The 16049-nt window shown below is 55.0% G+C and carries 9 protein-coding genes and 1 pseudogene; 8 read left to right on the top strand and 2 right to left on the bottom strand.

Features of this window, described 5'->3' with window-relative positions; genetic code table 11:
- The first annotated feature begins 5 nt into the window (after positions 1–5).
- From tssA to AB204_RS14120, 7 genes are all read left to right on the top strand, one after another.
- Positions 6–1451: a type VI secretion system protein TssA gene (tssA, locus tag AB204_RS14150; protein WP_047964015.1), complete on the top strand. Its 1446-nt coding sequence runs from the start codon at positions 6–8 to the stop codon at positions 1449–1451.
- Positions 1448–5056 carry a type VI secretion system membrane subunit TssM gene (gene tssM, locus AB204_RS14145; RefSeq protein WP_047964014.1) on the top strand — a complete coding sequence of 1203 codons (3609 nt, stop codon included), beginning with the start codon at positions 1448–1450 and terminating at the stop codon, positions 5054–5056. Before tssA ends, tssM begins: the two co-directional genes overlap by 4 nt.
- A 66-nt stretch (positions 5057–5122) precedes the next feature.
- Positions 5123–6544 (top strand): VasL domain-containing protein, encoded by a 1422-nt coding sequence (locus AB204_RS14140; RefSeq protein WP_047964013.1) that lies wholly within the window; start codon positions 5123–5125, stop codon positions 6542–6544.
- A 15-nt stretch (positions 6545–6559) separates the two neighbouring features.
- On the top strand, positions 6560–8662 hold the full coding sequence (locus tag AB204_RS14135; RefSeq protein ID WP_047964012.1) for a type VI secretion system Vgr family protein: 2103 nt from the start codon (positions 6560–6562) through the stop codon (positions 8660–8662).
- A gap of 40 nt (positions 8663–8702) precedes the next feature.
- Positions 8703–9122 carry a DUF1795 domain-containing protein gene (locus AB204_RS14130; protein WP_047964011.1) on the top strand — a complete coding sequence of 140 codons (420 nt, stop codon included), beginning with the start codon at positions 8703–8705 and terminating at the stop codon, positions 9120–9122.
- Positions 9123–9134: 12 nt separating this feature from the next.
- Positions 9135–13487, top strand: coding sequence for an RHS repeat-associated core domain-containing protein (locus AB204_RS14125; RefSeq protein WP_053067916.1), 4353 nt, complete (start codon positions 9135–9137; stop codon positions 13485–13487).
- 1 nt (position 13488) lies between these two features.
- The gene (locus tag AB204_RS14120) at positions 13489–13845 is read left to right on the top strand and encodes a hypothetical protein (RefSeq protein WP_047964010.1); all 357 of its coding nucleotides are present in this window, start codon (positions 13489–13491) and stop codon (positions 13843–13845) included.
- Between the two features lie 72 nt (positions 13846–13917).
- Here AB204_RS14120 and AB204_RS14115 read toward each other — a convergent pair whose 3' ends face one another.
- Together AB204_RS14115 and AB204_RS14110 are read right to left on the bottom strand one after the other, a co-directional pair.
- Entirely contained in the window at positions 13918–14238 is a 321-nt protein-coding gene (locus tag AB204_RS14115; RefSeq protein ID WP_047964009.1) for a SymE family type I addiction module toxin, read from the bottom strand.
- A gap of 76 nt (positions 14239–14314) precedes the next feature.
- Positions 14315–14656 carry a helix-turn-helix domain-containing protein gene (locus tag AB204_RS14110; protein ID WP_324292616.1) on the bottom strand — a complete coding sequence of 114 codons (342 nt, stop codon included), beginning with the start codon at positions 14654–14656 and terminating at the stop codon, positions 14315–14317.
- Positions 14657–14786: 130 nt separating this feature from the next.
- Here AB204_RS14110 and AB204_RS14105 point away from each other — a divergent pair.
- Positions 14787–15989: pseudogene (locus AB204_RS14105) on the top strand (CHC2 zinc finger domain-containing protein); the annotation flags it as partial.
- Positions 15990–16049 lie beyond the last annotated feature (60 nt).

Below are 16049 nucleotides of genomic sequence, written 5' to 3'. Positions count from 1 at the left end.
TCGACATGGACATCAGAACACAATTTGACTGGTTCGGCTCTCTGTTGGCTCCTTTGTCCGATGAACAGATTGGCAAAGCGCTGGGAGATGGTGAACCTTCATGGGAATACATTGACGGCGAAATGATCAAATTTGGCTCGCTGTCGCATAGTTCGTTGGATATTGAAGAGATCCAGCGGCAGGCATTGCAACTGCTGAGCGAAAACTGCAAGGATTTCCGGTTGATGGTGCACCTGTTGCGTACTTTGCAACATGCCGGCAATGCGGCTGAGTTGATCCTCGCCCTGGAATTATTGACTGAGTATGTCAAAAACTACTGGGAAAAGGCTTGGCCAGTCAAACCGCTGATAAAGCGTCGGCTGGCGCAGCAGGTACTCAAGCGTTTTGAGTCCGCGCAAGGCAGTTTCATTGAACGGGCGAACAAAAATGAACGGGATGATGCACAAGGTGCGTTTGCACACTTGGCTCAATGCTGGCATGCCAATGAACCGGAACTTGCCAAAGAAGTTGACCAACTGCGTATTCGTTATAACCGTCAGCCAGAAACCGCACCGACAGCCCCAAAACCGGCTCCGGTAGCGACTGCGCCGGCATCCACGATGGAGTCCGGGGAACCCACGTCCCAGACCTACGCAGCTGCGCCGATGCCAGAAGTGGACGTTAACAGCTCAAGCGAAAAAGCGTGGAAGCAGACCCTGATGACGGTAGCCGATTTGCTGTGTGAACGGCATCCCGAATCTCCCATTGGTTACTCCCTGCGCCGTCACGCTGTCTGGCACACCATTACCACGGCACCCATGGCGAATGCGACAGGCAAAACCCCGTTGGCACCGACTGCTGCGGATCGCACAGCCGATTATCTGGCGCGATTGCCGACGGCGGACAACAAATTGCTCCGGCAAATTGAACAAAGCCTGACGCTGGCACCTTATTGGCTGGATGGGCATGTCATCGCCGCACAGGCCGCAGCACAATTGGGTTATGTGAACGTCGCGCTGGCCATTCGTGACGAACTGAACGCATTTCTGGAACGGTTACCTGTGTTGAAAACCTTAAGTTTTTCCGACATGAGTCCGTTTATTTCTCCAGAAACCCTCAACTGGCTCACACCTGAACCAGCGGCAACGGGCAACGGTTCCGTTTCTGCTGATCAGGAAGCTATCTGGCAGTGTTTCCAGCAACAGGGGTTAGAAGCGGCCCTGAAAATGTTGGAAGAACACCAGCAACAGCTTACCGAGCCACGGGATCAATTCTACGGTCAATTGCTCAATGCCCAATTGCTTGAAGAAGCGGGCATGACGGCGCTGGCTCAACAGCATTACCGGAACTTGTTACACACTGGACAACACATGTTACTCACTCAATGGGAACCCGGCCTACTGACTTTACTGGCTGAAAAACTTCCTTCCTCCTCTAAGGATACGGCTTCAAACAGGAGCGTTAACCCATGAAATGGCCCTCTTTGTCATCTTTGGCACCTTTGAAATCGGCCTTACCGGCGCTGTCGAAGTTTAAGTCGTTGCCACGTCTCAAGGCTACAATGGCACTGATTCTGGCGCTTATCCCCTGCCTGCTCCTGATAGCGGTTTGGTGGTGGGGACCAGAATGGAACATCCGCAATGACTATCCGCTGGAAAGTCTCGCGGCCCGCTGGCTGGCAACCGCCATCATCATCATGATAGTGCTGTTCTGGATTGGCATGAAAGCGTGGCGTCGCTTGCGGACACTGGAAAAACTCAATCTTGACGTTGAACTGAAAGTGGTGGATCCGGTTCGGGTAGATATTGAACATCAGGATCGCTACCTCGACCACTGGAAATCCCAGTTGCAACGCCACTTGGACTCGTACAATTACTTGTACGAACGCCCGTGGTACATGGTGATCGGTAGCCAGAAGAGCGGTAAAACCTCACTGATTAAAGAAGGCTATAAGCTATCCGAAATCGCGGCACCGGAATATCTGCGTCAGGATGGAGACATTCCACTGATGCTGCGCTGCTGGTTGGGGGAAAAAGCGGTCATCATCGATCCGAAAGGCCAGTTGATTGACCAGCCCGTCCCGCTTAACAGTGACAAGCCACAAATCAACAGCCGCCTGTGGGAATCGCTGCTGAACTGGCTGACCGAAAACCGTCAGCGCCAGCCACTCAACGGGATTATTCTGACCGTTGATACCCTGCGCCTGCTGACGGATAGCCGCGAACAGCGTGAACGTTACGTGCGTGAAATTCACCAGCGTTTACAAGACATTCGTCTGACCTTCCACAGCCAGTTGCCGCTCTATCTGGTCATGACCAAAATTGACCTGCTGTACGGCTTTGAAGCGATGTATCAGTCACTGGATCGCAAACTGCGTGACGAGATCCTCGGTGTGACATTCAGCCTGAATAACCGTGATGAAAAAGCGTGGCGCGGTGAACTGGAACAGTTCTGGAAGCAGTGGATGAACAACCTGAACACGGCCATGCCAGACATGATGCTGAACAATGTGGATGCCAACCAGCGCAGCGCCCTGTTCAGTTTCACCCGTCAGATTCAGGGCTTGTACAGCTATATCGTCCAGATGCTGGATGACATTTTGTATAACGATGAACACCATCGCCCGACCCTGCGCGGGGTTTATCTGACCTCGGCGCATCAGGTAGGGCAGATGGACGACCTGTTCACCCAATCTGCTTCGGCGCAGTATCATCTGGGTTCACAGGCGTTCCCGACTTGGCCGGCGGGCGACACCCTGCCGTACTTCACCCACTCCCTGTTTGAAAATGTTTTACTGGCAGAGCCGAATCTGGCGGCTGAAAATCGTATCTGGCTGAGCCGCAACCGCCGCCAGTTGTATACCTTCTCCACGGTGAGCGCACTGGTCATCATGGCGATGTGGGGTGGCTGGCATTATTTCTACCAGAAAAACTACCGTGCGGGTGAAGAGGTACTGGCACAGGCGAAAAACTTCCTGTCCATTCCCCCGCCGCAAGGCGATGACCGCTACGGCAACCTTCAGTTGTCACAGCTTAACCCGATCCGTGACGCGACGCTGGCTTACGGCAACCACCGTGAAAATAAATCCTTCCTGACTGACATGGCGTTGTATCAGGGCAGCAGCGTTGGGCAACGTGTGGAAAGCACCTATGTGGAACTGCTGGAACAGCGTTTCCTGCCCTCCCTGATGCAGGGGCTGCTGGATGATCTGAATAACGCCCCGGCAGGCAGTGAGGAAAAACTCGAGATCCTGCGTGTGATGCGCATGATGGAAGATAAAAGCAAACGTAATAATGGGCTGGTCGAGCAGTACATGCGTGAGCGCTGGAGTAAAGCGTTCCACGGCCAGCGTAATGTGCAGGAAGCGTTGCTGACTCATCTGGATTACGCCCTGGATACGACCGACTGGAAAGAGAAGCGGGATAAAGGCGATCAGGACGCTATCGATCGCTTCGCCCCGTTTGTGAAGCCGATGCGACAGGCCCAGCAGGAGCTGAAAACCCTCTCCGTCAAACAACGGGTTTACCAGAACCTGCGGATCAAGGCACAGGACGTCCTGTCCGCGCCAATCAACCTGCGTGACCAGATTGGCCCGAGCTTTGACGACGTGTTTATTGCCAGCAACGAAAAACGGTTGGTGATCCCCCAGTTACTGACCCGCCACGGTCTGATGGATTACTTCGTCCGGCAGAAAGGTGAACTGACGAAACTGACCGAGATGGATAGCTGGGTACTGAACATCACAAAGAATAATCAAGATAAATCCAACGAAACGGGATTATCACAGCATAACGACCAGTACAGTGAAGAAGATCAGGAAAGGATTCAGGGCGAGATCAATGAACTGTATTTGGCCGAGTACACCGCCACATGGCGGGCGTCGATGAATAACCTCGAAATACGTGACTTTGATGATCTGCCGCAGGCCATCAGTGCCATCGAACAGGTGATCAGCGGTGAGCAACCTGTCAAGCGGGCACTGCAAATCCTGAGTGATAACACCAACCCGCCGGTGATGGGTAATTCACTGAGCCAAAAGGAAAAAGATGCTTTGCTGGCGCAGTCGGATTATAAGCTGTTAAACCGCATCAGCCATGACTTTGCGCCGGAAACCGGGGTGCTGGTTGAACGCGGTGACAAGGGCAGCACACTGCAAAGTGTCTACCAAAAACTGACGGCATTGCACCGTTACCTGTTGGCGATCCAGAACTCGCCGGTACCGGGCAAAGCCGCCTTGCAAGCGGTGCAGATGCGTCTGGACAAGAACAACAGTGATGCCATTTTTGAAGTGCAGCAGATGGCGAAAACCTTGCCGGAGCCGTTGAACCGTTGGGTGGGTGAGCTGGCTGAACAGGCGTGGCGTGTGGTGATGATGGAAGCGATACGTTCGCTGGAAGTGGAGTGGAACGACTCCGTGGTCAAACAGTACAAGACCTATCTGGCGGGCCGCTATCCGTTCAACCCTAACGCCCGTGAAGAAGTGCCGTTGAGTGAGTTTGAGCGCTTCTTCCGCCCGGGCGGCACACTGGATGTCTTCTACCAGCAGAGCCTGAAACCGTTTGTGGATAATGGCCTGACCACGGGCACGGACGGCAAGATCCTGATCCGGCCGGATGTGATGAAACAGCTGGAAACGGCGAATCGTATCCGGACCACCTTCTTTACCCCGCAGAACGGCCTCGGCACCCAGTTTGCCATTGAACCCGTCAGCCTGACCGGCAACAAACGCCGCGCCCTGCTGAACCTCGACGGCCAACTGGTGGATTACTCTCACGGCCGCAGCAATGTGGCGCGTCTGGTCTGGCCGAACTCCATGCGGGCCGGCACCGAAAGCAAGCTGACCCTGATGCCGGACAGAAGCAATCAGGCCCCGCGCGCCATCAGCTTCACGGGGCCGTGGGCCCAGTTGAGACTGATCAACAGCGGCAAGCTGACCAACGTTCAGCCGGGCTTCTTTGACGTGCGTTTCAACGTGGACGGGGGTGAGATGACCTACCGCATCTACGTTGACGAATCGGACAACCCATTTGCGGGCGGGCTATTCAGCCAGTTCAAACTGCCGGACACCCTCTATTAAGGTGACGACCTTCTGTACCGCCCCCTGCCTTCGGGCAGGGGTTTTTTTAAGGAGAAAAGCGAGAATATGAGCGGGCACCCTGAAAATCTCATCATCCGGGCGGGCGGCAGTCCGCTGAACCTGCCGGAATTTGCCGTTATCCGCGATGAAATCAACAAAACCAGCCATCCGGCACAACCGGAAGTCAACTGGCCGCTGGTGGAATCCCTGTCCCTGACGATATTCAAAACCAACGGCGTCGATTTGCAGACGGCGATTTACTACACCCTGGCGCGGATGCAACTGAACGGGCTGGCGGGTTTCACTGAAGGCTGTGAACTGCTGGCCGGGGTTATCGTCAGTGAGTGGGACACGCTGTGGCCGCCTCAGCCGCAGGTACGGACTGACTTGCTGGAGTGGTTCCACACCCGTACCGGCAGTGTGTTACGCCAGCTGGATTTTGCCGCCGGTGACCTGCGGATGATTTACCGCGCCGAACGGGCACTCCAGCTGATTATCGACCGGTTACAGCAATCCGACCTGAAACGCCTGCCGCGTGTTGAGAACCTGTTGTGGTTCTTCCAGAACTCAGCGAAAAAGCTGGAAAAACCCCGGCAAGTCGCCAAACCGGCGTCACAGCCGGTACAGATGCCGCCTTTAGTCTATCTGTCCCAACAATCGGAAGCGGAACAGGAAACTGCGCCACCACCGCCGCCGCCGCGCACTGACAGCCCGCCCGCGGCCGGGCACCCACAGCGGGTTCGCGTCCAATTTCCTGAACAACCGCCGAAAGGCTTAAGTGCGTGGCAAGGGTTTGGCCTCGGGGCTTTGTTGGGGTTACTGGTTTTGGTGGGCAGCGGGCTGCTGTTCTACAAACCGCTGCAACAGCAACTCAACGCCATCACGGCCCAACCCACAGGGGCCCGGCTGGCCTGGTTGTACCGGCCCGAACTGGAAAATTATCAGAACCAGCTGGATAGGCTGGCGGAAACCCCCGTGCTGGCAACATGGGAAGCCGCCCGCACCCTGAAAGGCACGGCAGAGCAAAATTGGCCCGCGTCGCCGAGCCAGCGGCACATCACCCGCCAGTGGGAACAGGAAATGGCCGCGCGTATTGACAGCATCCCCCTGAAAGGGAACTGGCATACCACCCGCGACCAGCTTCAGCAACTGGCGGACAAAATCCTGTTGCAGGAGCGGACCCGCGGCAGTTTCACGCTGTCCTACCTGAAAACCGCCATCTATGACATCCAGCGCAGCCACGGCAGTGACATCCCGCTGGAAGAGCTGCTGCGTCAGTTGAGTGTCTACGCGGCGAAAGGCGAGCCCGCCCCGCCGGTACTGCTGAAAGGCATCGATGAGCGCTTTAACGCCCTGCTCGGCCGCTATGACCGGTTGCGTCAGGCGACAGAACAACGGGAAAGCCGCACCGATAACCATATTGAGAAAAATAGCGAAAGCAGTACCCAACGCCATGAACAAGCCGTCATCACTGACGGCGGGCATTAATCAGGGAGACACAGTATGTCGATGAAAAAGCGCATTGCGAAACTTCAAGAAGGGCAGGCCCTTGTCCGGCAGGGGCAGCAGGCCGCCCAAATGGTGCAGCAGGTGGCGGGGATGCCGGGGGGCTTAAGCGGCGGCAGTGCCGGAGGCGGCATTGCCGGCAGCACCGGCGGCTTTGTCAGCGGCGCTCAGCGTGCGGCTGGCGGCCAGGGCTTGGCGGCACGGGCCGCCAGCGGTCAGAATGCGGCAACCAAAGCCCTGCAAAAAGCCGGCGCCATGTTAGGCGGCGGGGGCAGCGCCCCCAGCGGGCTGCAATTTACCCTGACGGCGGGGGGGCTGCCCCCGCAGACCTTTGTCGTCACTGATTTCGCGCTGACGGAAGGTTTTTCTCAGCCATTCAACCTGAATGTCGGGCTGGCGAGTGCCGACCCGGCCATTGATTTTCCGGCCGTCCTTGACCGCTCTGCGACCCTGACCATCTTGCAGGACGGTGTTGAACAGCGCAGCATCACGGGGATGGTGGCCCGCTTTGAGCAGGGGAATACCGGGTTGCACCAGACCACCTACCAGATGACCCTCCGCCCTGACCTGTGGCGCACGACCCTGCGCCAGAACTCGCGCATCTTCCAGCAGCAGGACATTGCCACCATCATCACCACCCTCCTGAAAGAGCACGGCATCCGCGACGTGGTGTTCAGCCTGCGCCATCCGCATCCCGAGCGGGAATTCTGCGTGCAGTATCAGGAAAGTGACTTTGTTTTCCTGCAACGCCTGACGGCGGAAGAGGGCATCTTCTACTTCTTTGAATGCGGTAACGGCCGTAACACCCTGGTGTTTGCCGACGACGCCGGCTCCGTCCCGCCGGGCATCGTCATCCCTTATCAACCCGGCGAAGGCAGCACCCTGGGCGAGCCTTCCGTGAGCAGCCTGACCTACAGCGCACAGGTGCGCCCGGCCCAGGTTGAACTCAAAGACTACACTTTCAAAAACCCGGCCTGGGGGGCTGAGTTCCGGGCGCAGATGAAGGAAGAAACCCTGCAGGAAATGTACTACGAGCATTACGATTACCCGGGCCGCTTTAAGGACGAAGCCCATGGTGAAGCCTTCACCCGCTACCGCCTTGAAGCGCTGCGCAACGACGCGGTGATGGGACAGGGCCGCGGTCATGCCATCGCGGTCCAACCGGGCCGGCTGTTCACCCTGACCAACCACCCGCGCCCTGACCTCAACCAGCCGTGGCAGGTCGTGGGAACCAGTCATTCCGGCAGCCAGCCGCAGGCCCGGGAAACCGCCGCCGGTGACAGCGGCACCACCCTGCACAGCCACTTCAGCTTTATCCGCCATAACCAGAGCTGGCGCCCGGCCCCCTTGCCGAAACCGGTGGTTGACGGCCCGCAAATCGCCAAAGTCGTGGGCCCGGCGGGGGAAGAAATCTTCTGCGACCAGTACGGGCGCATCCGCCTCCAGTTCCCGTGGGACCGTTACGGCAACAGTGATGACCACAGCTCCTGCTGGATACGCGTCACCCAGCCGTGGGCGGGACAGGGCTGGGGCATGCTGGCCATTCCCCGTATCGGCCAGGAAGTGGTGGTGGACTTCCTGCACGGCGACCCGGACCAGCCGATCGTCACCGGCAGAACCTATCACGCCAGCAACATCCCGCCGGGCGGGTTGCCGGGCAGCAAAACCCAGATGGCCTTCCGCTCCAAGACCCACAAAGGGGAAGGGTACAACGAGCTGCTGTTTGAGGATGCAAAAGGCAGTGAACGGCTGTCGATGCATGCGCAGAAGGACATGAGTACGGAAGTCCTCAATGACCGATCGACCCGTGTAGTGCATGACCACACAGAAAGTGTTGGCAACAATCAAGCCATTACGGTGCGTAAAGATCGCCACAAAGAAGTCATCGGCACGGAAGTCAGCAGTATTGGGACACGGCAGGTGACGGTGGAAAAAACCAGTGTGCTCAGCGTTAAGGGCGCCGTCACTATCCAGTCCGTCGAAGACGGTATTTATATCGGCAATACCAAAGGCAGTATTTCGATCGACAAAGACGGCAACATCCACATTACGGGCGACACCGTCATTATCAACGGGCAGAAAGTGATCACCCTGAACTGATCCCAATAACGATTTCAGAAAAATTAAACAAGGAAACACAATGAGCGCACACCCTTACCAGATGAATGAAGGCACCCTGCTTATCCCAGCCCACTGGCGGGATGAAACCATGCAGGTTTTTGTGCTGCCGGATGACAGTGGCGTCAATCTGGTGATTAACCGGACGCCTGTACCGCTGGGAACCGATGCAGCAACGTATTACGAACAAACGCTGGCGCAATTTGCGGCCCACCTGCCGGGCTATCAGGAGCATCAACGCTTACAAATGGCACTCAGCGGTGAAGGTGCGTGGCGACTGGATTATCACTGGCAAAGCCCGGAAGGGGAAATGCACCAGACCGTGGTATTGCAAATCCGGGGCAGCCAGTTACTGGCCTTTAATCTGACGTCACCGCACCCCTTTGAAGAAGGGCAACGCAACGCGTTACTGGCGGTTGTCACCAGTTTTCAGGCCGTGTGACAGGAGGCCATCATGGGACTGAGTGACGAAATCGTAACACGGATTGCCCGTGTGGGCGCTACCCATGCCGTGGGCAGAGCCCTGCCTCCCTCACAGCCCCGCGGCCCGGCAGCGGCGCGTGAGGGTGATATTATCCAGCATTCGAGTTTTTTGGGTGCACTGGCAGGCGCTGTTGTCGGGGCATTGATCGGTGCCGCCGTCTTTGCGGCGGCCTCAGCACTGATAGTGGGTACGGGTGGGTTAGCCACTGCGGCGGTATTGGCATTAGGTACAGCGGGTACCCTCGCACTGGGCGGGTTTATCAGCGATGTCAGTTCGGCGGTAACCAATATGATAGACAGTATCGGGCCGCCGGATGGCGAAATCAGCAAAGGATCACCGAATGTCCTGATTGAAGGTAAGCCGGCTGCCCGGGCGACCGTGGATTTAGCCACCTGCAGCAAACACCCGCCACCGCTGATAGCGCAGGGCAGTGAATCGGTGTTTATCAATGGCGAACCCGCTGCGCGGAAGGATGATAAGCTGGTGTGCGGCTCTACTATCAAGAGTGGGGCGAGCAAGGTTTTTATCGGCTCCGGTCAGGGTACGTATCTGGAAATCGAGGAAGAATTTTCCGGCTGGCAGCGGGCTTTATTAATCGCTGTCGAATTTGTGGTGCCGCCTTCACGTGGGTTAGCCAAGGGGATAGGAAAGCTCTTTACCAAAACAGGGCAGAAAGCGGTTGTCAGGGGGGCGATTAAAGGCGCGAAAAAAGTCGGAGAGATTGCCCTGGGCAAAACACTCAAGTGTGCCAAAACTGCCTTCAAAGAAACCAAAGGATTAAAACGCTACTGGGCCAGTACGAAAAAATTCTTTACCGGTGACCCGATTGATGTCACCACCGGGGTGCTGTTTGATCAACGTACTGATATTGAGCTGGGGCAGACACTGCCGCTGCTGTTTACCCGTAGCTGGTCGCCGGGGCAACGGGGATTGCTGGGTGAAAACTGGTTCGACAACTTCTCTGAATGTGCTCTGGTCACCGGGGACAGGATAGAAATCCAGACAACTGAAGGGGCTTCACTGCATTTTGCCCTGCCACAAAGCGTGAACCACAGTATCAACCCGGAACACCCTGAATTCAGGCTCAGTCGGGAAAAGTCCGGCTTTGTCCTGACCGGGCGCAATAACCCGGTTCGTAAATATTTTTCGTTTCGGGCACTCACGGAAAAAGACGCCGTTGCCAGCGTGCAAACATGGCGGCTGACTGAACACCGTGACCGCAATGGCAATACCGTGCGTTTTCACTATAACAATACCCATCAACTGGAAAAAGTCACCCACAGCGATGGGCCGGAACTGCGGCTGTTCTACCGTGATGATGGCCTGCTGGCCGACATTCGCCGCACTGACAATGGGCTGAATGACGTGATGGCCCGCTATGGCTATCACGAGAATGGCTGGCTGGCAGAAGCAGACAGTATCCAGCAATTTCACCTGTTCTATGACTATAACGAACAGGGGTTGATTAGCCGCTGGTCGGATGGCGACCAGACCGCCGTCGATTATGCCTATGATACGCAAGGCCGTTGCGTCCACAGTGTTGGCAGTGGCGGGTTTTACCCGGTACAACTGACCTATGAACCGGGCATCACCCGTTCAACGACGCCACAAGGTCACACCACAATCTGGCATTACAATGACCAGCAACAGGTAACCCGGGTTGAAACCCCGTGCGGTCATGTCACACGTTATGAGTATGATGAATGGGGCAACCTTCGCCACCAGATTTTACCGGAAGGGCAAACCCTGACGTTAGACTATCTGGCGGATACCGGGCTGGTGACGGCCTTTACCGATGCCACCGGCGCAACATGGCAATATCACTACGATGAGACTGACCGCCTTATCAGCATGACCGATCCCCTCGGTCGCGTCTGGTGGCAGCAATACGATAACCATGGCAATGCAGAATGCTTTATTGCCCCCGATGGCAGCAAAACCACGCTGACGCGTAATGAATTCGGATTGGTTATCGCGGCTGAAGACGATGAAGGGCATAAACGCACCTGGGAATATGACGACCATAAGCGCCTGAGCAAACTGTTTGATGAAGAAAACCGCAGCCTGCGGCTGGGCTACGACAGCCATGACCGCTTGCAGCGACTGGCCTCGGGGGGTGGCGCACTGTGGCTGTGGGAATACGATCGCCACCATCGCGTGGCGTTAAGCGATCGCCCGAACAACAGTCTGGAACGATTTCGCCATGACCGCCACGGCAACCTGACCGAGTGGACGGATGCCCGTGGCGTGCAATGGTATATCGAATACGGCCCGTTTGACCTGCCAGTAGGACGCGTCGATGGGGAAGGCCATCGCTGGCAGTACCGTTATGACCTTGACAGTCTGCAACTGCTGGCAGTCATTAACCCGCAAGGGGAAAGCTACCGTTATACACTGGATGCGGACGGCCGGGTAGTCACGGAAACTGATTATGCGGGCACACAATGGCACTATGCGTATGACGGTAACGGCAACTGCATTGAAAAACGGGATGCGTTGAGTAACCTGACCCGCTATGAATACGATCCAGCGGGCCGGGTGACCGCCATGCATTCGCCGGAAGGCACTACAACCTACCGTTACGATATCCTCGGCCGTTTATTGGAAGTCACCGCACCGGAAAGTGAACCGCTGACGTTTGAATATGACGACAAAGACCGCATCGTCAAAGAAACGCAGGCACACGGCGACATCCAGCGTGATTACCCGGACAGCACCACCGTCGAAAGAACACTTCTCACCACAGGTAATCAGGGCTGGCAGGCAAAAACCGAAGCCAATAAAGTCGGTGAACTGCGACGAGTCAGTTTCAGCGGTGAACATACACTCAGCCTTGAACGGGATGACGACGGGCACGAATGGCACCGTCAGTCGGATAAAGGTTTCATCCTGCGTCAGGAACATTCCCTAATGGGGCAGTTGACCGCACAACGTGCCGGGCGCAACACCGAATTCTTTGAAGCCCATGAAGTGGCCGATATACCCCAGCCGACACTGGCGGGTCTGGACCGGGAATATCGCTACGACGCGGCACTCAATCTGGTGGCCGCAAACGATGAGCGGCAATGGCTGCGCTATGTGGTGAACGGCAATGGACAGGTGACCTCAGTCAGTGACGGCGAACGGTTGCGTGAGCATTATCAATACGATACGTCCGGTTATCCCGCCCGCCGTTTTGACGGCCTCAATGAGGTTGACGGGGAACGGCTGTACCAGAAAGGGCACCGGTTACGCCAGCTCGGCCCGCATCTGTTCGAGTATGATGATGCGGGGCGGATGACCGCCATGCAGCTGTGGCAGGAGGGACACCGCGCCCAGCTCACCAAGTTCAGGTGGAACAGCCAGAACCAGCTTATCGGGGTGTTAACGCCGGGCGGCCAGCAGTGGGATTATCGCTACGATGCCTTCGGGCGGCGCACCGAGAAAACGTGTGAACAATCAGGCCAGCGCACGACTTACCTGTGGGACGGCGACGTGCCGGCGGAAATCCGCGAATACCGGCATAACCGCTTGCACTGCATCCGCCATCTGGTGTTTGATGGCTGGCAGTTGCTGGCGCAGCAGGTACAGTTTTTCACCCCGAACCCGGAAAACCGCAGTGAACTGCTCGCCGGGAAAATTCAGACGCAGTATGCGGTGTGTGCGCCAACGGGCGAGCCGCTGGCGTTGTTTGATGCCGCGGGGCACCAGGTCTGGCGCCAGCCACCGCAAAGCCTGTACGGGCTGCGTCTGGGTGTGTCGGGGGAAAATGCAGAACTGAATCCGGGTCTAAAATTCGCCGGGCAGTGGCTGGATGAAGAGAGCGGGCTGGTCTACAATCGGTACAGATATTATTCGCCGGTTGCGGGGCAGTACTTGACGCCCGACCCGTTGGGGCTGGCAGGCGGGTTTAACCCGTATGCTTATGTGCATAATCCAACGTCTTGGATCGACCCCCTAGGATTAAAGTCTGTTAGTCCGAAAACCGTTCACTATTCTCAGAATGACATTAATCCTATATTTGATGATGGAAGAAATATTAATGAGTTAAAGCATAGGCTTATTAATGATCCGTCTTATATAAATCAGGTTGAGCCAATACGTAAGGTAAGAATGAAAGATCTTCCTCCTTCCACACAGGAAAGGCTTATGTCACAAGGAGCACACAAACATTCAGTATTCAGTTTAGATAACCGTAGGTTATATGCGGCAAAAGAGGCTGGTATAGAGAAAATCCCATCTAGATGGGCAACTCCTGAAGAATTAAAAGAAATAAATCTTGATCGTAGATTCTCTACAGAAGATGGCGGTAAATCCATTCAGATTAGGAAATGTGGTCGATAGAATGAAAACTCAAGCTATAGAAACAGTATATGGAATTATATATTCAAGAAATGCGCTAATTACTACTGATGTAGCATTAAATATGACTCCATTAAGTATGAAAGTAAGTGCATCTTTATCATTATCAGGCTGTAGACCGCAGATAAAAGATAAAGATCCTATAAATATTTCCATTAATTTTTATAATATTGAATTTATTAAAATATATATGCTAGATGATTATCCATATGAGAAATATTCATCCTCTAGTTTTGATGAAGTTGAAGAAGAACATCGGTCGGGGAATAAAAGATATATATTAAGCACTTATGATCATGTTTTTGATATTGTAGGCAAGTATGAAATAGTGACTGAATAAAATCAAAAAGCCGGAAAGATCCCCATGATCTTCCGGCTTTCTTCTTTTTTAAAAGCCGCTCAGTGCCTGCCTTTAGCGGCTTTTATAGTCGCCAATCAGTTCGCGCATCCGCAGCTTAATCTCACTGAGCTGATCCTGTTGGTGCTGGTACTGTTGCTTGATGGTGCGGGTGTCGTCGCTGTCAGGGATCAGCACCAAACAGCCCTCCATAATCTTCACGGTCAGGGTGCAACCCTTATCGAACCCGGCCGCCTTGAGCCACTGGCCTTTCAAATGGATCGCAGGCGGGGCGGTGGCCTTGTTATTTTGCGGCACGTATCCCACGGTGTAATAACGTTCGGTTTTGGCGGCTTTATTTACCGCCCGGTTTTGCTTAGAATGCGCCTTAGCCATCATTCAACTCCTTGGTAGTTGCTTGTGGTGAGCAGCGTGTTCGGGTGCCCGCCCGAATACGTTGCGTTAATCGTTTTTACTTCATCTTGGAAGACCAGCGTTCCGCTTCATATTTAATGATCATCCCTTCCAGCACTTCCTTTATGACCTGCCGCTGTTCTGGCTGCATATTGCTGATAGCCTGAAACTGTAGAGCTAAATCGCTATCAGGTTGTAGCTCATCATCTTCAAATATCAGTGAATCTGTTGTCACGCGCAGTGTCTGCGCTATCTTTTTAACGGCTTCCAGAGACGGTAACGAAATCCCGCCCTCATAGCGCTTTACCTGTGTGACATGAATGCCGATAGCATCCGCTAATGCCTGTTGTGATAAGCCTTTTTGCTTGCGCAGGGCGATGAGTCTGTTAGCGATACTCATTGAATTAAACCAGTCAGAGAAATTTGCCTTCATTCTATCCCCCAAAAAGTGCTTGCTTTATATTGGTATCCTGTCGGATACTAAATAAAAGAGTAATGGAATCTTGACGCAATTTTAGGAAGGTCACTTTATGGCTCACATTCCCGATGCAGAATTACAGCACTTAAAATCCGCCGTCTCCTTAGTGGCGGTCATTGAGCAGCAAGGGCGGAAACTCACGCCACGCGGCAAAGATATGATCGTGCTGTGCCCGTTCCATGAGGAAAAAACGCCTTCAATGGTGATCACTCCGTCGAAAAACCTCTATCACTGTTTTGGCTGCGATGCGGGCGGCTCGGTACTTGACTGGGTGATGAAAACCGAAGGGTTGAGCCTGCGTCATGCCTGCGAACGGTTACGGGCGATGCTTGGCAACAATCCGGCGGTCGAGCCGCTGGTTGAATCTTCCGAAATGCTTCGTGATGCAGTCGGGCAACAGGCGCTGCTGTCACGGGTGGTTGAGTTCTATCACCAGACTTTGCTAAATGCGCCGGAAGCCCATCAGTATCTGAAAAAACGCCGCCTTGATCATCCTGAGCTGGTCAGTCATTTTAAGCTCGGCTTTGCCAACCGGACACTCGGTTATCGCTTACCGGAGAAGAAAATCAAAGCGGGCGCTGAGATCCGTGCCCGGCTTCAGGCGGTCGGGCTAATGCGGGAGAGCGGGCACGAACACTTCAGCGGCTCGCTGGTTGTACCGGTGATCGGTCTAGACGGGCAAATACAGGAAATGTATGGCCGTAAAATCACGGATCGGCTGCGGGCAGGCACACCGCTGCATCTGTATTTACCGGGTGAACATGGCGGTGTCTGGAATGAAGCCGGGCTGGTCGGTTCGGCCTCGGTGATCCTGTGTGAATCTCTGATTGATGCGATGTCGTTCTGGTGTGCGGGTTATCGCAATGTCACCTGTTCGTATGGGGTTCACGGCTTTACCGAAGCACATCGGACAGCATTCCAGCAGTATGAGATCCGGCAGGTGCATATCGCCTATGACAATGACAAGGCAGGCAATGAAGCCGCCGCAGCACTGGCGGCAGAGCTGCAACTGATGGGGCTGGATGTCTGGCGAGTGGTGTTCCCGGAAGGCTGTGATGCCAATCGTTTTAGCTGCGAAGTGGCAAACCCGGAAAACGCCTTCGGTCAGTTACTTGAATCAGCGCAATGGTTCGGTGAACCCGCGAAAATCCCGCTGGCAGAGCAAAATGCTTCCGTTGCCGTCCCCGTCTCTACGGCCGCCTTAGTGCCAGAACCGGGCGTGGTGACGACGCTTGAGGCCAACGGGGATATCGTGTGTAGCGGTCAAGAAATCCCGGACATTTTTTTAGCCTCTTTTTCTTGTTTTTCATAAACG

Origin of the sequence: Xenorhabdus khoisanae (genome assembly GCF_001037465.1) — a bacterium.
Classification (GTDB): Bacteria; Pseudomonadota; Gammaproteobacteria; order Enterobacterales; family Enterobacteriaceae; genus Xenorhabdus; species Xenorhabdus khoisanae.
This window is presented reverse-complemented; position numbering and strand designations above follow the sequence as displayed.

Bases quoted from the DNA above. Each gene is read 5' to 3' on its own strand.
- AB204_RS14140 (WP_047964013.1), top strand. From the start codon at position 5,123: ATGAGCGGGCACCCTGAAAATCTCATCATCCGGGCGGGCGGCAGTCCG.
- tssM (WP_047964014.1), top strand. From the start codon at position 1,448: ATGAAATGGCCCTCTTTGTCATCTTTGGCACCTTTGAAATCGGCCTTA.
- AB204_RS14110 (WP_324292616.1), bottom strand. From the start codon at position 14,656: ATGAGTATCGCTAACAGACTCATCGCCCTGCGCAAGCAAAAAGGCTTA.
- AB204_RS14115 (WP_047964009.1), bottom strand. From the start codon at position 14,238: ATGGCTAAGGCGCATTCTAAGCAAAACCGGGCGGTAAATAAAGCCGCC.
- AB204_RS14135 (WP_047964012.1), top strand. From the start codon at position 6,560: ATGTCGATGAAAAAGCGCATTGCGAAACTTCAAGAAGGGCAGGCCCTT.
- tssA (WP_047964015.1), top strand. From the start codon at position 6: ATGGACATCAGAACACAATTTGACTGGTTCGGCTCTCTGTTGGCTCCT.
- AB204_RS14125 (WP_053067916.1), top strand. From the start codon at position 9,135: ATGGGACTGAGTGACGAAATCGTAACACGGATTGCCCGTGTGGGCGCT.
- AB204_RS14120 (WP_047964010.1), top strand. From the start codon at position 13,489: ATGAAAACTCAAGCTATAGAAACAGTATATGGAATTATATATTCAAGA.
- AB204_RS14130 (WP_047964011.1), top strand. From the start codon at position 8,703: ATGAGCGCACACCCTTACCAGATGAATGAAGGCACCCTGCTTATCCCA.